Below are 19909 nucleotides of genomic sequence, written 5' to 3' on the forward strand. Positions count from 1 at the left end.
CCGTGGCGTCAGCTCAGGTGGTGCGGCTCCACGTGCCGCTTCTGCTCGTCGCCGCGACCGCCGTCCGCGCCGTCGCCGCTCTCGACGTCGGCCCGCCCGACCGCCGGTCGCTCCGCGTCGTGCGGCACGAGCCGCACCACCACGGACTTGAACGCCGGCTGGTTGCTGCCCTCGGCCTTGGAGTCGAGCGGCACCAGTGCGTTCGTCTCCGGGTAGTAGGCGCCGGTGCAGCCGCGCGGGGTGTCGTAGGAGACGACCCGGAACTTCGGGGCGAGGCGCTCCGCCCCGTCCGTCCACTCGCTGACGATGTCGACCATCTGGCCCTCCTCGAGGCCCAGCGCGACGATGTCGTCGGGGTTGACGAACACCACGCGGCGGCCGTTCTTGATGCCGCGGTAGCGGTCGTCGAGGCCGTAGATCGTGGTGTTGAACTGGTCGTGCGACCGCATGGTCTGCAGCAGCAGCCGCCCCGCGGGGACCTCCAGCACCTCGGTCGGGCTGACGGTGAAGATCGCCTTGTCCTTCTCGGTGGGGAAGGTGCGGGTGTCGCGCGGCGGGTGCGGCAGGACGAACCCGCCCGGGTGGTCGACCTTCTCGTCGTACCCCGCGCAGCCGGGGACCACCCTGGCGATCCGGCGCCGGATCTCGGTGTAGTCGTCGCGGAAGGCCCGCCACGGGATGCCCGCGCGGTCGCCGATGGTGGCCAGCGCCATCGAGCAGACGATGTCGACCTCGGACCTCAGGTGCGGCGACGCCGGCTTGAGCGGCCCCTGGGAGGCGTGGACCGAGCAGAGGGAGTCCTCGACCGTGACCCGCTGCGGTCGCCCGCCGGTCAGGTCCTTCTCGCTGCGGCCGAGGGCCGGGAGGATCAGCGCCTCCCGGCCGTGGACGACGTGGGAGCGGTTCGGCTTGGTCGAGACGTGCACGGTGAGGTCGGCCCGGCGCAGCGCGTCCTCGGTCACGGCGGTGTCGGACATCGCGGAGACGAAGTTGCCGCCCATCCCGAAGAAGACCTTGGCCTTCCCGTCACGGAACGCCTTGACCGCGGCGACCGCGTCGAAGCCGTGCTCGCGGGGCGGCTCGAAGCCGAACTCGTCGCGCAGGGCGTCGAGGAAGTGGCCCGGGGGCCGCTCCCAGATGCCCATCGTGCGGTCACCCTGGACGTTCGAGTGCCCGCGCACGGGGAAGAGGCCGGCGCCGGGCTTGCCGATGTTGCCCTGCAGGAACGCGAGGTTCGAGATCTCCTTGACGGTGGCGACCCCGTTGCGGTGCTGGGTGATGCCCATCGCCCAGCAGATGACGGTCTTCTTCGAGGCGGCCAGCATCGCGGCGGCCTCCTCGATCTCGGCGCGGGTCAGGCCGGTGGAGCGCAGCACCAGGTCCCAGTCGAGGTTGCGCAGGTGCTCGGCCCAGGCCTCGAAGCCCCAGGTGTGCTGGTCGATGAAGTCGCGGTCGAGGTGACCGCCCTCGAGCAGCAGCGCCGAGAGGGCCTGGAACAGCGCGAGGTCGCCGTTGATGCGCACCGCGAGGTGCAGGTCGGCCATCCCGGTGCCGGGGCCGGCGACGCCCCGGACCTTCTGGGGGTTCTTGAACCGGACCAGCCCCGCTTCCTTCAGCGGGTTCACGGCGATGATCTTCGCGCCGTTCTTCTTGGCGACCTCGAGCGCGGTGAGCATCCGCGGGTGGTTGGTGCCGGGGTTCTGGCCGGCGATGACGATGAGCTCGGCCTCGTGGACGTCGTCGAACGTGACCGACGCCTTGCCGATGCCGATGACCTCGGCGAGCCCCACCGATGTCGACTCGTGGCACATGTTGGAGCAGTCCGGCAGGTTGTTGGTGCCGTAGGCGCGGGCGAACAGCTGGTAGGCGAAGGCGGCCTCGTTGGAGGTCTTGCCCGAGGTGTAGAACACCGCCTCGTCGGGGCTCGACAGGCCGTTGAGGTGACGCCCGATCAGCTCGAAGGCGCCGTCCCAGGAGATCGGCTCGTAGTGCGTCCCGCCCTCGCGCAGCACCATCGGCTCGGTGATCCGGCCCTGCTGGCCCAGCCAGTAGTCGGTCTTGTCCTCGAGGTCGGCCAGCGAGTGCTCACGGAAGAACTCCGGACCCACCCGGCGCAGGGTGGCCTCCTCCGTGACGGCCTTGGCACCGTTCTCGCAGAACTCGGCGGTGTGCCGGTGCTCCGGGTCGGGGTCGGGCCAGGCGCAGCCCTGGCAGTCGAAGCCGTCGACCTGGTTCAGCTTCAGCAGCGTCTGCGCCGTGCGCCGGGCACCCATCTGCTCGATCGAACGTTTCATGCTCACGGCGACGGCCGTGACGCCCGCGGCGGCGTGGGCCGAGCCCTCCACCTCGAGGTCCCGCTCGTCGATGTCCCTGCTCGGCGCCTTGCGACTCATGTGCCCATCCTGTCCCCAGTGGTCAACCCAGTGAGACGTACCCCGTCCACGACCGGGGCACACGCGTGCCCCGGGCGGACGCGGACCCGGCTGGCACTCACCCACCGAGGACGCGCAGGGACACCTCCACGTCGTCGCCGACCTCGAGCCCGTGGGCACGGCGTACCGCGGCCTTCACCGGCAGCACGTAGCCGCGCGCCTTGTCCGGGAAGACCGAGGTGCGCCACGTGGACGGGCCGACGCCGACCTCGACACGCACGGAGCCGAAGGCCGTCGGCGGGCCGGAGCGCAGGCGCACCTCCTCGCCCACGTCGGCGGGCAGGGTCACGAACGCCCACGACCCGACCGACTCCGAGAGCCAGATCTCGGCCGCGAACACGAGCGTCTCCATGGGCTCGATCCTGCCGTCCCCCACGGACATGTCCTCAGGAGTTGGTGAACACCGCCGGGTCGTCGCCGCCGTCTGCCGGTCCCTGGGGTCCGCGCCCGGCCCAGGTCCAGGCGTACGCCGAGTCCTCCGCCGCGATCCCGGCCTCGCCCAGGTCGAGCGGCGCGAAGGTGTCGACCATGACGGCCGACTCGTCGAAGCTCTCGGCTCCGAGCGACGCCTCGATCGCCGCCGGCTGCGGGCCGTGCGCGTGGCCGCCCGGGTGCAGGGAGATCGAGCCGATGTTGATGCCCGACCCCTTGCGCGCCTCGTAGTCGCCGCCGACGTAGAACATGACCTCGTCGCTGTCGACGTTCGAGTGGTAGTAGGGCACCGGCACGGCCAGCGGGTGGTAGTCCACCTTGCGCGGCAGGAAGTTGCAGATCACGAAGTTGTGGCCCTCGAAGACCTGGTGCACCGGCGGCGGCTGATGGATCTTGCCGGTGATGGGCATGTAGTCGTCGATGTTGAAGGTGTAGGGGTAGAGGCAGCCGTCCCAGCCGACCACGTCGAAGGGGTGGGTCGCGTACGTCATGCGCGTGCCCACGATGCCGGCGCTGCTGCGGTGCTTGACCAGCACGTCGACGTCCTCGCCCTCGACCAGGAACGGGCCGCTCGGGCCGTGCAGGTCGCGCTCGCAGTACGGCGCGTGCTCGAGCAGCTGCCCGTAGCGGGACAGATAGCGCTTGGGCGGCGCGACGTGACTGTTGGCCTCGATCGGGTAGAGGCGGCTCGGCTCGGACGGGACCCACCGGTGCGTGGTGGCCCTCGGGACCAGCACGTAGTCGCCCTGCCGGTAGGACAGCACCCCGAAGACCGTCTCGACGGTGCCGCTGCCGGACTCGACGTACACGCACTCGTCGCCGATCGCGTTGCGGTAGTAGGGCGACGGCTCGGTCCCGGTGACGACGTACTGGATCCGGACGTCGTTGTTGCCGAGGACCAGCCGGCGACCGGTGACCGCGTCCGCGCCGGCGCCCTCGCCGGGTGCGGGGAAGAGGGTGTGGAGCTTGAGGTGCCGCGGCTTGAGCGGGTGGTTGGGGGTGCGGGTCTGGTCGGGCAGCTCCCAGGCCTCCGCGCCGACGATCGCCGACGGGACGCCCCGGTGGTAGAGCAGCGAGGAGTCGCTGGAGAAGCCCTCCTCCCCCATCAGCTCCTCGTAGTAGAGGTGGCCCTCGGGGTCGCGGAACTGGGTGTGCCGCTTCGGGGGGACCTCGCCGACCTGCCGGTAGTGCGCCATGACCGCTCCATGAGTCCGATAAACGGACACTGTCGTCCGTTATGCGTCTGGTGGTTAGAGTAGCCGCGTGCCGCCGTCCGTGGAACCCGCTCCCCTGGATCCCGCTCCCCTGAGTCCCGCATGGGCCGGACTCGTCGACGATGCTGCGATCTTCCCGCCGGGCGACGCCCCCCTCCACGACGCGGCAGCCGCGCACGTCGCGCGCCGCACCGAAGCATGGGCGGACCTCGTCGGGTCGTTCGTGGTCCGCGACACCGATGTCCCCCTGCTGCGCGGCACACCTGCCCGGCTCTCCGTCGTCGTGTCCGGCGGAGCAGGGCAGGTGGCCGGTCCCGCCGCGCTCTGCGGCCGGCTCGGCATCGAGCTGGCCGGGCTCGAGATCGCGCTCCGCGACCTCGACGACCTCGCCGGGAACGCCCGGCGCGTGGTCGCAGCGGTCGACGCGGCCCGCGCATCGGGCGACCTGCCCGACGACGTGCCGGTCTTCGTCGAGCTCCCGGCCGGTGAGCCGACCCACCAGTGGCTGGCCGCCGCCGACGAGGTCGCCGCCGCCGAGCTGCGCCTCAAGTTCCGCACCGGCGGGCTGGACGCCCGCCTCTTCCCGACCGCTGACGCCCTCGCCGGCTGGATCGATGCCGCGCTCGACCGCGAGACGCCGTTCAAGTGCACGGCCGGGCTGCACAACGCCGTGCGGCACACCGGTGACGACGGCTTCGAGCACCACGGCTTCGTCAACGTGCTGCTCGCGACCCGGAAGGCGTTCGACGGCGCCCCGACCGCGGAGGTCGTCGAGACGCTCGAGCAGCGCGACGGCACGGCGCTGGCGACCGGCGCGCGCGCGGCCGACCTGGCCGGCGCGCGCCGCTGGTTCACGTCCTTCGGGTCGTGCTCGGTCAGCGATCCGCTCGACGACCTGCTCACCCTGGGCCTGATCTCCACCGAAGGGAACCGATGACCACCACCTGGGTCGAGGGCGCCGCCGGCTCCCTCTTCGACGTCGACAACCTGCCGTACGGCGTGTTCTCCCGGCCCGGCGAGCAGCCGCGGGTGGGCACCCGGATCGGCGACCACGTGCTCGACCTCGCGCCGGTGGCGGAGATCGGCGACCCCGCGTCCGCACTGGCCGCCGCCTGGCGCACGCCCACCCTGAACGCCTTCATGGCGATGGGGCGCGAGGCGTGGCGGACCGCCCGCTGGTGGATCGCCGAGGTGCTCGGGAACGACGTGCACCTTGAGCGCACCGCACCGCACCTCCTCCCCGTCGCCGAGGTGACCCTGCACCTGCCGGTCGAGGTCGCCGACTACGTCGACTTCTACGCATCGGAGCACCACGCCTCGAACGTCGGTCGGATCTTCCGGCCCGACCAAGAGCCGCTGCTGCCCAACTGGAAGCACCTTCCGGTCGGCTACCACGGCCGCTCCGGCACCGTCATCGCGTCCGGCACCCCCGTCGTACGTCCGTGCGGCCAGCGCAAGGCGCCGACCGAGGAGGCCCCGAGCTACGGGCCGAGCCGGCGGCTCGACATCGAGGCGGAGCTCGGGTTCGTGGTCGGCACCGGTACTCCCCTGGGCGAGCGCGTCCCCGTCGACGCGTTCGCCGACCACGTGTTCGGCGTGGTCGGCCTGAACGACTGGTCGGCGCGTGACATCCAGGCCTGGGAGTACGTCCCGCTCGGCCCGTTCCTCGGCAAGTCCTTCGCGACGACCATCTCCCAGTGGGTCACGCCGCTCGAGGCCCTCGACGCCGCCTGGGTCGATCTCCCGGGCCAGGACCCGCGGCCGCTCGACTACCTCTCCCCCGACACCGCCCGTGGCCTGGACATCGACGTCGAGGTGGTGCTCGACGGTCAGGTCGTCAGCCGGCCGCCGTACCGAACGATGTACTGGTCCCCGGCGCAGATGCTGGCGCACACGACCGTGAACGGGGCGTCGCTGCGCACCGGGGACCTCTACGGCTCCGGGACCGTCAGCGGCGCGGAGCCCGGCCAGCGCGGCTCCTTCCTCGAGCTCAGCTGGGGCGGCAAGGAGCCCTTCGGCACCGACCTCTGGGACGGCGGTCGCACCTTCCTCGAGGACGGCGACGAGGTCACGCTGCGCTACACCGCGCCCGGCACGGGCGGCGGGCGCATCGCGCTCGGCGAGGTCACCGGCCGGATCGAGCCCGCTCGCCCCTGACCCGCTGCTCTCGCGACGAGCCTGCGCCGACTCGACCCGTTTTCACGACGAGCCTGCGCCGACTCGACCCGTTTTCACGACGAGCCCGCGCCGACTCGACCCGTTTTCACGACGAGCCTGCGCCGACTCGACCTGCTAACCGTCGGCGAAGGTGCGGGCCACCTGCTGCATCAGCTCGACCAGGCCGGGGGTGCGGGAGCCCGCGAACCGGTCCGCCGGGCCGGACAGCGAGAGCGCGGCCACGGTGGCGCCGGCGGCGCCGACCGGCACGGCCAGGCAGCGCACACCCAGCTCCTGCTCCTCCTCGTCGGCGGCCCAGCCCTGCACGGTGACCAGGTCGAGCTCGCTGAGGAAGTCGTCGAGGTCGGTGATCGTCTCCGGCGTGCGCGCCGGGAGGCCGGTGCGCCGGAGCACGGCGACCGCGCGCTCGCGCGGCAGGGCGGCGAGCAGCACCTTGCCGACCGCGGTGGAGTGCGGCGGCACGTGCCGGCCGACCTCCGCGAACATCCGCAGCGTGTGCGGCGAGGGCACCTGGGCGACGTACACGACGTCGTCCCCCTCCAGCACCGCGAGGTTGGCGGTCTCCCCCGAGGCGGTCACCAGCTCGGCGAGGTGGGGCCGGGCGCTGCGCGCGAGCGACCGCTGGGCGGCGTCGGCCAGCCGCACGGCCGACGTGCCGAGGGAGTACTTGCGGGAGGCGTCCCGGCGGGCGTACCCGCGCTGCTGCAGGCTCTGCAGCAGCCGGTGCACCGTCCCCTGCGGCAGCCCGGTCAGCTCGACGAGGTCTGCCACGCCCACCGGGCGGCCCTGCTCGGCCATGGTCTCGAGGAGGTCGAGGGCGCGGTCGACCGACTGCACCGACGCGGCCCGGACCTCCTCCGCCATGCCTCCCTCTTCCTGACTGGGAAGGCCGAGCCTAGGGCACCATCCAGTCCAGCACCGGCGTCGCCTGCAGGCCGACGATCACGCACATCAGCAGCAGCATGACCAGGCTCCAGCCGATCACCTTGCGGAAGATCTCCCCCTCGCGGCCGGACATGCCGACGGCCGCCGCGGCGATGGCGAGGTTCTGCGGGCTGACCATCTTGCCGAGCACGCCGCCCGAGGAGTTCGCGGCCGCCATCAGCACCGGGTCGAGACCGGCCTTGGCGGCGGCCTGGACCTGGAGCGCACCGAAGAGCGAGTTCGACGAGGTGTCCGAGCCGGTGACGGCGACGCCGATCCAGCCGAGCACCGGGGAGATGATCGCGAACAGCGCTCCGGTGCCGGCCAGCCAGACACCCAGGGAGCCGGTCTGCCCCGAGAGGTTCATGACGTAGGCCAGGGCCAGCACCGCCATCACGGTGACGATCGCGTGCCGCAGCTCGACGTACGTCGCCAGGTAGGTGCGCAGCCCGCGGGTCGGGTCGATCTTCAGGATCACCATGCTGATCAGCCCGGCGATCACCAGCAGCGTGCCGGCCGCGGGCAGCCAGTTGAGCTTGAACTGCGTGAGCACCGGGTCGCCGGCGCTGTTGACGATGTCGAGCCCCGGCCAGTCGAAGACGTAGGTCCACGGCTCCTTGGCCAGGAAGTCCACCACCGCGGGGATGTTGGTGATCGAGAAGATCGCGATGATGACGAGGTACGGCGCGTAGGCGCGCAGCACCTCGGTGCGGTCATCGGGCGACGGCCGCGACGCCCCGCCGGCCGCAGTCGCGCCACCGGCGGTGGTCCCCGACCCGGCCGAGCCGCGCGCCGCCGTGGCGGTGCCACCACGACGGCCGGAGCCGGTCGCGGCGGGGGTCGCCGCCACGTCCTCCTCCTCCGCCGCGGCCCGGTCCGCGGTGAGCACCTCGACCGGCTGCCAGACCCGGACCAGCAGCACGAGGGCGCCGGCGGCGAGCAGCGAGGCCACGATGTCGGTGAGCTGCACGGAGATGTAGTTGGCGGTCACGAACTGGGCGACCGCGAAGACCCCGCCGGCGAGCAGCGCCGGCAGCCAGGTCTGGCGCAGGCCGCGCTTGCCGTCGACGATCAGCACCAGGATCAGGGGCACCACCAGCGCCAGGATCGGCGTCTGGCGGCCGACCATCGACCCGAGCGTGTCCAGCGCGTTGGCGTCGGAGAGCCGCGGGTCGTTGCTCACGCCGGCCGCGATGGGGGCGAGGGTGACGATCGGGATGGCCAGGGCGCCGAACGCGACGGGCGCGGTGTTGGCGACCAGTGCGACCGTCGCGGCCTTGACGGGCCGGAAGCCCAGCGACATCAGCATCACCACGGAGATCGCGACCGGGGTGCCGAAGCCGGCCAGTGCCTCGAGGAGCGCACCGAAGCAGAAGGCGATGATGATGGCCTGGATCCGCTGGTCGGGACTCACCTTCTCGAAGGAGTGCCGCAGCACGTCGAAGTGCCCGGACGCGACCGTCAGGTTGTAGATCCAGACGGCGTTGATGACGATCCACAGGATCGGGAAGAAGCCGAACAGTCCGCCGTCGATCGCGGCGCTGACCGCCTGTCCGGCGGGCATCCCGAACAGCACGACCGCGACCACCAGGGCCACCAGCAGCGACACCAGGCCCGAGATCCAGGCGCGCACCTTGAGGCCGCCCAGCAGGAGGAACAGCACGGCGAGCGGGATCATCGCGCACAGGGCGCTCAGGGTGAGCGAGTCGGCGACGGCTCGCGGATCTTGCTGGAACATGACGGGTCTCCCGAAAGGTGGGTGGTGGGTCAGGCGGAGGGGCGGGTCCCCTCACGGAGGCTGGAGGCGGGCGCGCCGCGCAGGGAGGCGTCGAGGACCTCGATCGTGTGGGCCATCCCCATCGGGTGGCCCGACCTGTCGATGGCCGAGGACACCTGCATCAGGCACCCGGGGTTGGCGGTGACCAGCAGCTCGGCGCCGGTCGCGACGATGTTCGCGGCCTTGCGGTCGCCGAGCTCGCGGGCCGGCTCGGGGTTGAGGATGTTGTAGATCCCCGCCGATCCGCAGCACAGCTCGGGCTCGGCGATCTCGCGCAGCTCCAGGCCCGGGATCCCGCGCAGCAGGCTGCGCGGCTGGGCGCGCACGCCCTGGGCGTGGGCGAGGTGGCACGCGTCGTGGTAGGCCACGGTCACCTCGAGGGGGTGCCGCGGGGCGACGGGTCCGAGCTCGTCGAGGACCTCCGAGACGTCCCTGACCTTCTCGGCGAACGCCCGCGCCCGGGCGGCGTACGCCGGGTCGTCGGCCAGCAGCCGCGCGTAGTCCTTCATCGTGGAGCCGCAGCCGGCGGCGTTGACGACGACCCGCTCGACGCCGGCCGCCTCGAAGGCGTCCACGATCCCGCGGGCGTAGCGCTGGGCCTCCTCCTCGCGGCCGTTGTGGACCGAGAGGGCACCGCAGCAGCCCTGGCCGGACGGCACCACGACGTCGCAGCCCTCGGCCTGCAGCACCCGTGCGGTGGCAGCGTTGACGCCGGGGAAGAACGCGCCCTGCACGCAGCCGGTGAGCAGGCCGACCACGGCCCGCCGCTCCCCCGTCGCCGAGATCCGCCCGGGCAGTGGCTGCGGCTTGCCCAGCCGGGGCGCGAGGCTCTCCATGGCCGCCAGGTGCGGTGCCATCCGCTCGAGCAGGCCGGTGCGCCGCAGGGCGCGGTCCAGCCCGGTGCGCTGCAGCCCACGCAGGGGACCGCGCAGCAGGCGCAGCCGTCGCGGGTGCGGGAAGATCGCGAAGATCAGGGCGCGCAGGGCCCGCTCGGACGCCGACCGCTGGTGGTTCCGCTCGACCTGGGCTCGCGTCTGCTCGATGAGGGTGTCGTACTGCACGCCGGACGGGCACGCGGTCACGCACGACATGCAGCCCAGGCAGGCGTCCCAGTGCGACACCATCGCGTCGCTCATCGGCTCGCCCTCCAGGCCTTCCTTCATCAGGTAGATCCGGCCCCGCGGCGAGTCCATCTCCTCTCCCCACAGGACGTAGGTCGGGCAGGTGGGCAGGCAGAAGCCGCAGTGGACGCAGTCACCGATGAGCGCGGCGTCCGGCGGGTGGTGCTCGTCGAAAGCGCCGCCGGGTGCCGGCATCCCGAGGTCGACGATCGACCCCGTCTCGCCGAGGGCCCCGCCGGTGTCAGACTCGACAGTCATCAGATTCCTCCCACGAATCGGCCCGGCGCGAGCCGGTGGTCGGGGTCGAACTGGTCCTTCACGCGGCGCATCAGGTCGATCGCGGGGACCGGGCCCCAGCAGTCGAGGCCGGACTTCACCGACGCGGCGGCGTCGAGCACCACGGCGCTGCCGCCGTGGCGTCCGCACACGTCCCGGAGCCGGGCCAGCACCCGGGCCGCGTCGTCGACGGGAACCCCGGCCGGGACCGCGGCGTACACCACGCCGGTGCCGGCGGAGCCGCTCACCGCGACGGGGACGCCGGTGTCGTCCGCGGCGGCGAGCACGTCGGCCAGCCCGGACAGCAGGAACGTCAGCTTCAGCGCAGTGGCGCGCTCCTCACCGGTCGCGGCGTGCTCCCAGGGGTACGCCGCCCAGCCGGCGGGAGCCTGGTCGGTCTCGCTCGACTCGTCGCCGAGCAGCCCGCGCACGGTGGCGGCCCGGCCCTCGACGCCGTGCTCGCGACCCTCGAGCAGCACCGTGAGCACGCCGCTGCCGGTGGGGGCCCAGCCGACCTCGACCGCTGCAGGGACGACCTGCGAGTGCACCGCGTCCTGGGCCAGCCGCTGCGCCTGGGCGGGCGAGGTGACGGGGACGCTGATCCAGCGCTGCGCCTCGGGCTCGGGGTGCAGCCGGAACAGGGCCTCGGTGACGACGGCGAGCGTGCCGTACGAGCCGACCATGAGCTTGCCGAGGTCGTAGCCGGCGACGTTCTTCACGACCCGGCCGCCCGCCTTGGCGACCACGCCGTCGGCGCGCACCACGGTCAGGCCGATGAGCAGGTCGCGCATGGTGCCGCCGACCATCCGGCGCGGCCCGCTGGTGTTGGTCGCGAGGGTGCCGCCGACGGTGCCGCCCGGAACGGTCGCGTCGATGGTGACCCGCTGTCGCGCCTGCCCGACGACCGACTGCACGGCGTCGAGGGTGGCGCCGGCCTGGGTCTGCACGATCAGGTCGCCGGCGGCATGGTCGAGCACGCGGTCCATCGCGCCGAGGTCGAGCAGCACGTCGGCGCTGGTCGGCGGGAGACCCCAGGTGAGCTTGGTGCCGCGGCCGCGCGGCACCACCGTCAGCCGGTGCTCGGCGGCCACCCGCATCACCTCCGCGACCTCGTCGGTCGAGGTGGGCCGGGCGACCACGCCGGGGGCGACGCCGTCGACGAGGTCCTCCGGGCCGGGCTCGCGCACCTCGGCGCAGGCCGTCTGCAGCACGTCCGTCGCGGTGGTCATCAGAAGACCTCCCTCATCAGAAGACCTCCGCCACGCCGGCCTGCCGCAGCGGGTGCGGGGCCTTGTGCCGGCCGGGAACCTCGCCGCACAGCCGCGGGGTCGGGAAGACCTTGCCGGGGTTGGAGATGCCGTGCGGGTCGAACGCGCAGCGCACCAGCTGCATGGTGTCGAGGTCCTCCTCGGTGAACATCTTCGGCATGTACGCCGCCTTGTCGACGCCGACGCCGTGCTCGCCGGTGATCGAGCCACCGTGCCCGATGCACAGGTCGAGGATCGCCCCGCTGACCTGCTCGGCCGCGTCGCCGGCCCCCTCGACGGCGTCGTCGAAGAGCACCAGCGGGTGGAGGTTGCCGTCGCCGGCGTGGAAGACGTTGGCGACACGGACGCCGGAGGAGGCGGAGACCTCAGCGATCGCGCGCAGCACCTCGGGCAGGGCGGTGCGCGGGATGACCCCGTCCTGGACGATGTAGTCCGGGCTGATCCGGCCGACCGCGGCGAACGCCGACTTGCGGCCCTTCCAGATCAGGGCCCGGTCGGCGGGGTCGGTGGCCAGCCGCTGCTCGAAGGCGCCGTTCTCGGCGCAGAGCCGCTCGACCGCGGCGTACTCCTGCTCGACGTCGTCGGCCGCCCCGTCGAGCTCGATCACCAGGACCGCTCCGGCGCCGGCGGGGTAGTTGCACTGGACGGCGGCCTCGGCGGCCTCGATGGCCAGGGCGTCCATCATCTCGATGGCGGCCGGCACGACGCCGGCGGCGATGATCGCCGAGGTCGCGGCGCCGGCCTGGTCGGTGGACTCGAAGCCGACCAGGATCGTGCGCACCTCCTCGGGGAGCCGGGTCAGGCGCACCGTGATCGAGGTCGCGACACCGAGCGTCCCCTCGGAGCCGACCACCGCGCCGAGCAGGTCGTAGCCGGGGCTGTCCGGGGCCGCGCTGCCCAGCTGCACGAGGTCGCCGTCGGGGGTGACGAGCTCGGCGGCCACGACGTGGTTGGTGGTGAAGCCGTACTTCAGGCAGTGCGCGCCTCCGGAGTTCTCCGCGAGGTTGCCGCCGACCGAGCAGATCTGCTGGCTGGAGGGGTCGGGCGCGTAGTAGTAACCGAGCGGGGTGGCGGCCCGGGTGACGTCGAGGTTGATCACGCCCGGCTCGACCACGGCCCGCTGGTCCTCGCGCCGCACCTCGCGGATGGCGCGCATCCGGGAGGTCACCACGAGGACGCCGTCCGCGTGCGGGAGCGCCCCACCCGACAGGCCGGTGCCGGCCCCGCGGGCCACGAAGGGGATCCGGTGCTCGGCGCAGGCCGCGACGATCGCGGCGAGCTGCTCGGCGGTCTCGGGGATCACCACGAGGGCCGGCGTGACCCGGTAGTGGGCGAGCCCGTCGCACTCGTAGGTCCGCAGCCGGGCCCGGTCGGTGATCACCCCGGCCCCGGGCAGCAGCTCGGCCGCCCGGCGGGCGACCGCCGCGATGCCGGACGCGGCGTCCGCACCGCGCGTCGTTCCCGTGCCCGTGCTCGCTGCCGTCCCCGTCATCGGCCGTTCCTCCCTCAGTCGACCTGGGCGGTGAGTCCGGCGCCCTCGATGCCCGCGACCGCCGCGGCCTCGTCGTTGTCCGAGGTGTCCCCGGTGACGCCGACCGCCCCGAGGAGCGTGCCGTCGGCGTCGCGGACGAGCACCCCGCCGGGCACCGGCACGAGCGCACCACCGACCGCCGAGGTGACCGCGGCGATGAAGTAGGGCTGCTGCTCGGCCCGGCCCATGATCGAGCGGGAGCCCATGCCGAGCGAGAGCGCGCCGTGCGCCTTGCCGAAGCCGATCTCGAAGCGCTTCATCGAGGACCCGTCCTCGCGCTCCACGGCCACCACGTGGCCGCCGTCGTCGAGCACGACCACGGTCAGCGGCTTGAAGCCGGCCCCGCTCGCGTGCGCACGGGCGCCGGCGATGATCCGCCGGGCGGTCTCCAGGTCCAGGCTCACGCGGTGGTCTCCTTCTTCTCCAGGGCCTGCTTCTCCAGGGCACGGCGGCGGTGCAGGATCGGCTCGGTGTAGCCGCTCGGTTGCGCGAGCCCCTCGAACACGAGCTCGCGGGCGGCGGCGAACGCCTGGCCGTCGAAGCCCGGCGCCATGGGCGTGTACGCCGGGTCGCCGGCGTTCTGCTCGTCGACGACCTTCGCCATCCGGCGCAGCGTCTCGTCGACCTGGTCGGCGCTCACGACGCCGTGGTGCATCCAGTTGGCGACGTGCTGCGCGGAGATCCGGCAGGTGGCGCGGTCCTCCATCAGCGGCTCGCCGGTGATGTCGGGGACCTTGGAGCAGCCCACGCCGGCGTCGACCCAGCGGACGACGTACCCGAGCAGGCTCTGGAGGTTGTTGTCGATCTCGGCCTGGCGGTCCTCGTCGGACCACGAGGCGGGGTCGCCGAGCGGGACCTGGAGCAGCTGCTCGCGCTCGCGGCGGCGGCCGCCCTGCCGCAGCTCCTCCTGGCGGGCCCGGACGTCGACCTGGTGGTAGTGCAGCGCGTGCACGGTGGCGGCGGTCGGCGACGGCACCCACGCGCAGCTCGCGCCGGCCTGCGGGTGGCCCACCTTGGTGTCGTACATCGCGGCGAGGCTGTCGGGCGCCGCCCACATGCCCTTGCCGATCTGGGCCCGGCCGAGCAGTCCGCACTCGAGGCCGATGTCGACGTTGAGGTCCTCGTAGGCCTTGATCCAGGTCTCGCCCTTCATGTCGTTCTTGCGGACCATCGGCCCCGCCTGCATGGAGGTGTGGATCTCGTCGCCGGTGCGGTCCAGGAACCCGGTGTTGATGAAGGCGACCCGCTCTCGCGCCTCGGCGATGCAGGCCTTGAGGTTGAGGGTCGTACGCCGCTCCTCGTCCATGATCCCGACCTTGATGGTCAGCCGCGGGAGGCCGAGCAGCTCCTCGACCCGGCCGAAGAGCTCGACGGCGAACGCCACCTCGTCCGGGCCGTGCATCTTGGGCTTCACGACGTACATCGAGCCGTGGCGGGAGTTGGCCAGCTCCGACTCGCCGCGCAGGTCCCGGAGGCTGCCGAGGGCGGTCATGACCGCGTCGAGGATGCCCTCGGGCACCTCGTTGCCGTCGCGGTCGAGCACCGCGTCGGTGGTCATCAGGTGGCCGACCTGGCGGATGAACAGCAACGCGCGGCCGCGCAGCGTGACCTCGTCGCCGGAGGTCGTGGCGTAGGTGCGGTCGGGGTTCATCGACCGGGTGAACGTCGTGCCGTTCTTGGTGACCTCCTCGGCGAGGGTGCCCTCCATGAGCCGCTTCCAGTTGCGGTAGCCCAGCACCTTGTCGTCGGCGTCGACGGCCGCCACCGAGTCCTCGAGGTCCATGATCGTGGAGACCGCGGCCTCCAGGAGAAGGTCCTTGACGCCCGCGGCGTCGGTGGCCCCGATCGGGTCCTCGCGGTCGACCTGGATCTCGACGTGCAGCCCGTGGTGGACCAGCAGCACCGCCTCGGGCGACTCGGCGGCGCCACGGAACCCGACCAGCTGGGCCGGGTCGGCGAGCCGGACCACGTCACCCTTGACCGTGACGGCCACGCCCGCGTCGTCCACGGCGTACGCCTCGGCGTCGGCGTGGGAGCCGGCGCTGAGCGGGAAGTGCTCGTCGAGGAATGCCCGACCGCGCCGGATGACCTCGTCGCCCCGGACCTTGTTGTAGCCGTCCCCCGGGGCGAGGTCGCCGTCCTGCGGGACCACGTCCGTGCCGTAGAGGGCGTCGTAGAGCGAGCCCCACCGGGCGTTCACGGCGTTGGTCGCGAAGCGCGCGTTGAGCAGCGGCACCACGAGCTGGGGACCGGCGATGCGCGCCACCTCGTCGTCGACGCCCTCCGTGGTCACGCTGACCTCGGCGGGCTCGTCGAGGAGGTAGCCGATCTCCCGCAGGAACGCGGTGTAGGCCTGCGCGTCGGGGGCGCCCGGGTGCTCGCGGTGCCAGTCGTCGATCCGGGCCTGCAGCTCCTCGCGCCGGGCGAGCAGCTCGCGGTTGCGCGGCGCGAGGTCGTGGACGATCGCGTCCAGGCCCGCCCAGAACGCGTCCGGGTCCACGCCGGAGCCCGGCAGCGCCTCCTCGGCGACGAAGCGGTGCAGCACCTCTGCGACCTCGAGCCCACCGACCTGTACGCGTCGTGCCATCTCCGAGCCTCCACTTGTTCCGCATCGTGGAATGAATATTTCGCTTGTCGGAACCTTAGGTCGAACTGCCTGGTCTGACAACGTCTGTACGTGACCGCAGTCACGCTTCTTCATGCGCCCCGACCACAAATGCCGAGTCGGCGTTGCTTGACGCCCGGGCAGGCGTCAGGCAACGCCGACTCGGCGTGGGTCCCGGGTGGTCAGCCGACGAAGGGGCGCTCCCGGCCCAGCTCCTCGCGGGCGATGGAGCGTCGGTGCACGGCGTCGGGGCCGTCGACGATGCGCAGCACCCGTGCCCAGGCGTAGAAGTAGGCCAGCGGGGTGTCGTCGCTGACGCCGGCCGCACCGAAGACCTCGATCGCGCGGTCGATGACCGCGGTCGCCATCGCGGGTGCGGCCACCTTGATCGCGGCGATCTCGGTGCGGGCGCCCTTCGCGCCGACGGTGTCGATGAGCCAGGCCGTCTTGTAGACCAGCAGCCGGGCCTGGTCGATCTCGATGCGCGAGCGCGCGATCAGGTCCTGCACGACGCCCTGCTCGGCGAGGTGCTTGCCGAAGGCCACCCGGGACCTGGCCCGGTCGACCATCAGGGCCAGGGCCCGCTCGGCCATGCCGATCGCCCGCATCGCGTGGTGGATGCGGCCGGGACCGAGCCGCGCCTGCGCGATCATGAAGCCGTCGCCCTCACCGGCGAGCAGGTTCGCCGCCGGCACCCGCACGTCGCGGAAGACCAGCTCGGAGTGGCCGTGCTGGTCCTGGTAGCCGAAGATCGGCAGGTGCCGCTCGATCGAGAGGCCGGGGGTGTCGCGCGGGACGAGGATCATCGACTGCTGCCGGTGCGTGGCGGCCTCGGGATCGGTCTTGCCCATCACGATGAAGATCTCGCAGCGCTCGTCGGCGACTCCGCTGATCCACCACTTGCGGCCGTTGATGACGTAGTCGTCGCCGTCGCGGGCGATCATCGTGGTGATGTTCGTGGCGTCGGAGGAGGCCACGTCGGGCTCGGTCATCGCGAACGCCGAACGCACCTCCCCCGCCAGCAGCGGCTCGAGCCATCGCTTCTTCTGCTCGTCCGTCCCGAACAGGTCCAGGGTCTCCATGTTCCCGCTGTCGGGCGCCTGGCAGTTGATCGCCTCGGGCGCGATCACCGGCGACCAGCCGGAGACCTCCGCGACCGCGGCGTACTCCAGGTTGCTCATCCCGGAGACGTGCGGGAGGAAGAGGTTCCACAGCCCGCGCTCGCGGGCAGAGGCCTTGAGCTCCTCCATCACCGGCGGGTAGGCGTGGTCCCCGTGCTCGGCGATGTGCGCGGCGTACGACCGCTCGGCGGGGAACACCTCCTCGCGCATGAAGTCCCACATCCGGGCGCAGGTCTCCTCGGCCCGGGGAGAGAGTGCGAAGTCCATGGTCAGCCTTCCTGAGCGAGTCGGTGCAGGCCGTCCTCGGCGATCCGCGCGACCTCGCTGTCGAGGTCGCCGAACTCCTGGCCTGCCATCACGCCGGCCGCCGCCCGGGCGGCGATGCCCTGGGCGATGACGGCGAACTTGTAGTGGGCGAAGGCCTCGTAGAACGCGAGGTCCCCGAGGTCCGCGCCGGTGGCGGCAACGTACCGCTCCGCGAGGTGGGCCCGGCCCGGGAACCCCGGCGTCCCGGTCACCGCCGGCGTCAGGGCCGGCTCGGCCTCTCCCGGCTCCCGCCAGTAGAACAGCAGCAGGCCCACGTCGGTGAGCGGATCCCCGAGCGTCGAGAGCTCCCAGTCCAGGACGGCCGCCACCCGTCCGGGGTCGGTCGGGTGCATCAGGCAGTTGTCCAGCCGGTAGTCGCCGTGCACGATCGCGGCCCCCTGGCTCGTCGGCAGGGCTGCCGCCAACCGGCGCCCGAGCTCGTCGACGGCCGGTACGTCGCGGGTGCGCGACTTCTCCCACTGGCCGTTCCACCGCCGGACCTGGCGCTCGAGGAAGCCCGTCGGCCGCCCGTGGTCCGCCAACCCGGCCGAGGCCGGGTCGACCGCGTGCAGGGCGACCAGGGTGTCGACCAGGGCGTCGGCCATGGCCACCTTGTCGGCCGCCGAGGCGGCGTACCCCGCCGGCAGCGAGGCGCGGACGACGTGGCCCTCGACCTTCTCCATCACGTAGAACGGCGCACCGATCAGCTCCCCGGTCGGGTCCTCGAGGAGGACCTCCGCGACCGGCACCGCGGTGCCGCGCAGGGCCCGCTGGGCCCGGGCCTCACGCCCCATGTCGTGGGCGCTGGGCAGCAGCTCGCCCGACGGCGGCCGGCGCAGGATCACCACGCCGGCCGGGCTCGAGACCTCGAAGGTCAGGTTGGACTTGCCACCGCTGACGAGGGCGGCCGACGGCGCCCGCCAGCCCTCGTCGCCGAGCGCCTCGGCGAGGGCCGGCCCCAGCCGGTCGAGCCGGACGAGGTCCGCCCACGCTGCCGCTCCGGGGGCACCCGGCCCGGAGGTGACCCCCGGGTCCGCGGCGCTCACGCAGTCGTCGCGCGCAGCTCGCGACGGAGGATCTTGCCCGTGGTGGTCTTCGGCAGCTCGTCGAGGAACTCCACCGAGCGGGGGTACTTGTAGGCGGCCATCTGCTCCCTGGCGAAGTCGATCAGCTCCTGCTCGGTCGCGGCGACACCGGGCTTGAGCGAGACGTACGCCTTGACGCTCTCGCCGCGGTACTCGTCGGGGACGCCGACCACCGCGACCTCGCGCACCGCGGGGTGGCCGTACAGCACGTCCTCCACCTCGCGCGGCCACACCTTGTAGCCGGCGGCGTTGATCATGTCCTTCTTCCGGTCGACCAGGTAGAACCAGCCGTGCTCGTCCATGAACCCGACGTCGCCGGTGCGCAGCTCGCCACCGGGCAGTGACTGCTCGGTCGCCTCGGGCTTCTGCCAGTAGCCCGGCACCACCTGCGGTCCGGCGGTGACGATCTCGCCGACCTCGCCGACCGGCGCCTCCTTGCCGTCCTCGTCGAGGATCCGCACCACGGTGTTGAAGACGGGGACGCCGACGGACAGGGCACCGGAGCTCGGGTCCACGGGCGCCTTCACCCCGAGCGGCACGGCGTGCGAGGGGCTGTTGGTCTCGGTCAGGCCGTAGATGTTGTGGATGTAGAGACCGGTCTTCTCCTGGAACTGGTCGGTGACCGCCGGGGCGATCGGGGCGCCGCCCGAGTAGAGCATCCGGAACGACGACCAGTCGTCCTTCGTCACCCCCTCGAGGCCGGACAGGCTGATGAAGACGGTGATCGAGCCGACGGTGAACGTCGGGCGGTGCTCGCGGATCGCGTCCATCACGACGTGCGGCTCGAACCGGTGCGCCAGCACCAGCGGGCACCCGGCCAGCAGCGCGATGCCGACGTGGCCGACCAGCCCGGTGATGTGGAACAGCGGCGCGACGCCCAGCACGGCGTCGTCCGGGCCGAGGCCCATCCAGTCGCGGTAGGTCTGGGCGTTGAAGGCCATGTTCGCGTGGGTGTTCATCGCCCCCTTGGGCACGCCGGTGGTGCCGGACGTGTAGGTCAGGATCGCGACGTCCTCACCCTTCGGAGAGACCGGCTCGGGCCGGCGGCCGGCGTTCTCCGCGAAGACCTGCTCGAGGTCGATCGCCCCCTCCGGGGTCTGCCGCCGGGCGCCGGAGAAGAGCCGCTCGTCGTCGCGGGCCTGACCGTCGAGCGGGGAGCAGGTGAGCACGGTCCGCACCCGCACCTCCCCGGCGGCGATGACGTCGCGGGCCACCGCGGTGTAGAGCTCCTCGAGGCACAGCAGCGCCGTCGCGCCCGAGTCCGCGAGCAGGTAGGTCAGCTCGCGGGCCTTGTTCATCGGGTTGATCGCCACCGCGGCACCGCCGGCCTTCCAGGCACCCAGGAGGCCGACGACGAACGCCGGGTTGTTCTGGGTGTAGACCGCGAGCCGGTCGCCGGCGGCGAAGCCGTGGTCGGCGAGCGCCACCGCCAGGGAGTCCGAGCGGGCGTCGAGGTCGGCGAACGTGAGGACGCCGTCGAAGTAGCGGATCGCGACCGCGTCGGGCGCCCGGGACACGGTGGCCCGGAACAGGTCGAGCATCGTGTCGTGCTCCTGCACGATGTCTCCGGGGGTGCCGTCGCGGTAGAGCGACAGCCAGGGCCTCTCGGTGTACGTCGTCACGGCGCCTCCCTGCGCGC

At 72.5% G+C, this 19909-nt stretch carries 15 protein-coding genes; 2 read left to right on the plus strand and 13 right to left on the minus strand.

All coding sequences use genetic code 11. The annotated features are described in order from the left end of the window. Positions 1 to 8: 8 nt before the first annotated feature. The 3 genes from ACFO9I_RS01135 to ACFO9I_RS01145 form a co-directional block, all read right to left on the minus strand. On the minus strand, positions 9 to 2393 hold the full coding sequence (locus ACFO9I_RS01135; RefSeq protein WP_379176965.1) for an FdhF/YdeP family oxidoreductase: 2385 nt from the start codon (positions 2391 to 2393) through the stop codon (positions 9 to 11). A gap of 97 nt (positions 2394 to 2490) precedes the next feature. Then, positions 2491 to 2784, minus strand: a complete 294-nt coding sequence (locus ACFO9I_RS01140; RefSeq protein ID WP_379176967.1) for a DUF1905 domain-containing protein — start codon at positions 2782 to 2784, stop codon at positions 2491 to 2493. A 34-nt stretch (positions 2785 to 2818) separates the two neighbouring features. Then, positions 2819 to 4060, minus strand: coding sequence for a homogentisate 1,2-dioxygenase (locus ACFO9I_RS01145; RefSeq protein WP_379176969.1), 1242 nt, complete (start codon positions 4058 to 4060; stop codon positions 2819 to 2821). 67 nt (positions 4061 to 4127) lie between these two features. Between ACFO9I_RS01145 and ACFO9I_RS01150 the strand changes: the two genes are divergently transcribed. Further along, a complete protein-coding gene (locus ACFO9I_RS01150; protein ID WP_379176971.1) occupies positions 4128 to 5015 on the plus strand; it encodes a hypothetical protein in 888 nt (295 codons plus the stop codon). Then, positions 5012 to 6235 (plus strand): fumarylacetoacetase, encoded by a 1224-nt coding sequence (gene fahA / locus ACFO9I_RS01155; RefSeq protein ID WP_379176973.1) that lies wholly within the window; start codon positions 5012 to 5014, stop codon positions 6233 to 6235. Before ACFO9I_RS01150 ends, fahA begins: the two co-directional genes overlap by 4 nt. A gap of 135 nt (positions 6236 to 6370) precedes the next feature. On the opposite strand, the gene ACFO9I_RS01160 is transcribed toward fahA, so the two are convergent. From ACFO9I_RS01160 to ACFO9I_RS01205, 10 genes are all read right to left on the minus strand, one after another. After that, positions 6371 to 7120 (minus strand): IclR family transcriptional regulator, encoded by a 750-nt coding sequence (locus tag ACFO9I_RS01160; RefSeq protein WP_379176975.1) that lies wholly within the window; start codon positions 7118 to 7120, stop codon positions 6371 to 6373. 31 nt (positions 7121 to 7151) lie between these two features. After that, entirely contained in the window at positions 7152 to 8918 is a 1767-nt protein-coding gene (locus tag ACFO9I_RS01165) for an L-lactate permease (RefSeq protein WP_379176977.1), read from the minus strand. A gap of 29 nt (positions 8919 to 8947) precedes the next feature. Continuing rightward, complete coding sequence (gene glcF / locus ACFO9I_RS01170) at positions 8948 to 10336, minus strand: glycolate oxidase subunit GlcF (protein WP_379176979.1); 1389 nt, start codon at positions 10334 to 10336, stop codon at positions 8948 to 8950. Then, a complete protein-coding gene (locus tag ACFO9I_RS01175) occupies positions 10336 to 11583 on the minus strand; it encodes an FAD-binding oxidoreductase (protein WP_379176981.1) in 1248 nt (415 codons plus the stop codon). Before ACFO9I_RS01175 ends, glcF begins: the two co-directional genes overlap by 1 nt. A gap of 16 nt (positions 11584 to 11599) precedes the next feature. After that, entirely contained in the window at positions 11600 to 13114 is a 1515-nt protein-coding gene (locus tag ACFO9I_RS01180) for an FAD-linked oxidase C-terminal domain-containing protein (protein WP_379176983.1), read from the minus strand. Positions 13115 to 13128: 14 nt separating this feature from the next. Beyond that, the gene (locus ACFO9I_RS01185) at positions 13129 to 13557 is read right to left on the minus strand and encodes a GlcG/HbpS family heme-binding protein (protein WP_379176985.1); all 429 of its coding nucleotides are present in this window, start codon (positions 13555 to 13557) and stop codon (positions 13129 to 13131) included. Next, positions 13554 to 15740, minus strand: coding sequence for a malate synthase G (locus ACFO9I_RS01190; protein ID WP_379176987.1), 2187 nt, complete (start codon positions 15738 to 15740; stop codon positions 13554 to 13556). Before ACFO9I_RS01190 ends, ACFO9I_RS01185 begins: the two co-directional genes overlap by 4 nt. A gap of 200 nt (positions 15741 to 15940) precedes the next feature. Continuing rightward, positions 15941 to 17146: an acyl-CoA dehydrogenase family protein gene (locus ACFO9I_RS01195; protein WP_379176989.1), complete on the minus strand. Its 1206-nt coding sequence runs from the start codon at positions 17144 to 17146 to the stop codon at positions 15941 to 15943. Positions 17147 to 17148: 2 nt separating this feature from the next. Continuing rightward, the gene (locus tag ACFO9I_RS01200) at positions 17149 to 18231 is read right to left on the minus strand and encodes a phosphotransferase family protein (RefSeq protein WP_379176991.1); all 1083 of its coding nucleotides are present in this window, start codon (positions 18229 to 18231) and stop codon (positions 17149 to 17151) included. After that, positions 18228 to 19892: a class I adenylate-forming enzyme family protein gene (locus ACFO9I_RS01205; protein WP_379176993.1), complete on the minus strand. Its 1665-nt coding sequence runs from the start codon at positions 19890 to 19892 to the stop codon at positions 18228 to 18230. Before ACFO9I_RS01205 ends, ACFO9I_RS01200 begins: the two co-directional genes overlap by 4 nt. Positions 19893 to 19909 lie beyond the last annotated feature (17 nt).

Origin of the sequence: Nocardioides sp. GCM10023255 (assembly GCF_042653125.1) — a bacterium.
Lineage (GTDB): Bacteria > Actinomycetota > Actinomycetes > Propionibacteriales > Nocardioidaceae > Nocardioides.

What these genes read in the sequence shown, in the direction of transcription:
- ACFO9I_RS01135 (WP_379176965.1), bottom strand. Translation starts at nt 2,393, where the DNA reads ATGAGTCGCAAGGCGCCGAGCAGGGACATCGACGAGCGGGACCTCGAG.
- ACFO9I_RS01140 (WP_379176967.1), bottom strand. Translation starts at nt 2,784, where the DNA reads ATGGAGACGCTCGTGTTCGCGGCCGAGATCTGGCTCTCGGAGTCGGTC.
- ACFO9I_RS01145 (WP_379176969.1), bottom strand. Translation starts at nt 4,060, where the DNA reads ATGGCGCACTACCGGCAGGTCGGCGAGGTCCCCCCGAAGCGGCACACC.
- fahA (WP_379176973.1), top strand. Translation starts at nt 5,012, where the DNA reads ATGACCACCACCTGGGTCGAGGGCGCCGCCGGCTCCCTCTTCGACGTC.
- ACFO9I_RS01160 (WP_379176975.1), bottom strand. Translation starts at nt 7,120, where the DNA reads ATGGCGGAGGAGGTCCGGGCCGCGTCGGTGCAGTCGGTCGACCGCGCC.
- ACFO9I_RS01165 (WP_379176977.1), bottom strand. Translation starts at nt 8,918, where the DNA reads ATGTTCCAGCAAGATCCGCGAGCCGTCGCCGACTCGCTCACCCTGAGC.
- glcF (WP_379176979.1), bottom strand. Translation starts at nt 10,336, where the DNA reads ATGACTGTCGAGTCTGACACCGGCGGGGCCCTCGGCGAGACGGGGTCG.
- ACFO9I_RS01175 (WP_379176981.1), bottom strand. Translation starts at nt 11,583, where the DNA reads ATGACCACCGCGACGGACGTGCTGCAGACGGCCTGCGCCGAGGTGCGC.
- ACFO9I_RS01180 (WP_379176983.1), bottom strand. Translation starts at nt 13,114, where the DNA reads ATGACGGGGACGGCAGCGAGCACGGGCACGGGAACGACGCGCGGTGCG.
- ACFO9I_RS01190 (WP_379176987.1), bottom strand. Translation starts at nt 15,740, where the DNA reads ATGGCACGACGCGTACAGGTCGGTGGGCTCGAGGTCGCAGAGGTGCTG.
- ACFO9I_RS01195 (WP_379176989.1), bottom strand. Translation starts at nt 17,146, where the DNA reads ATGGACTTCGCACTCTCTCCCCGGGCCGAGGAGACCTGCGCCCGGATG.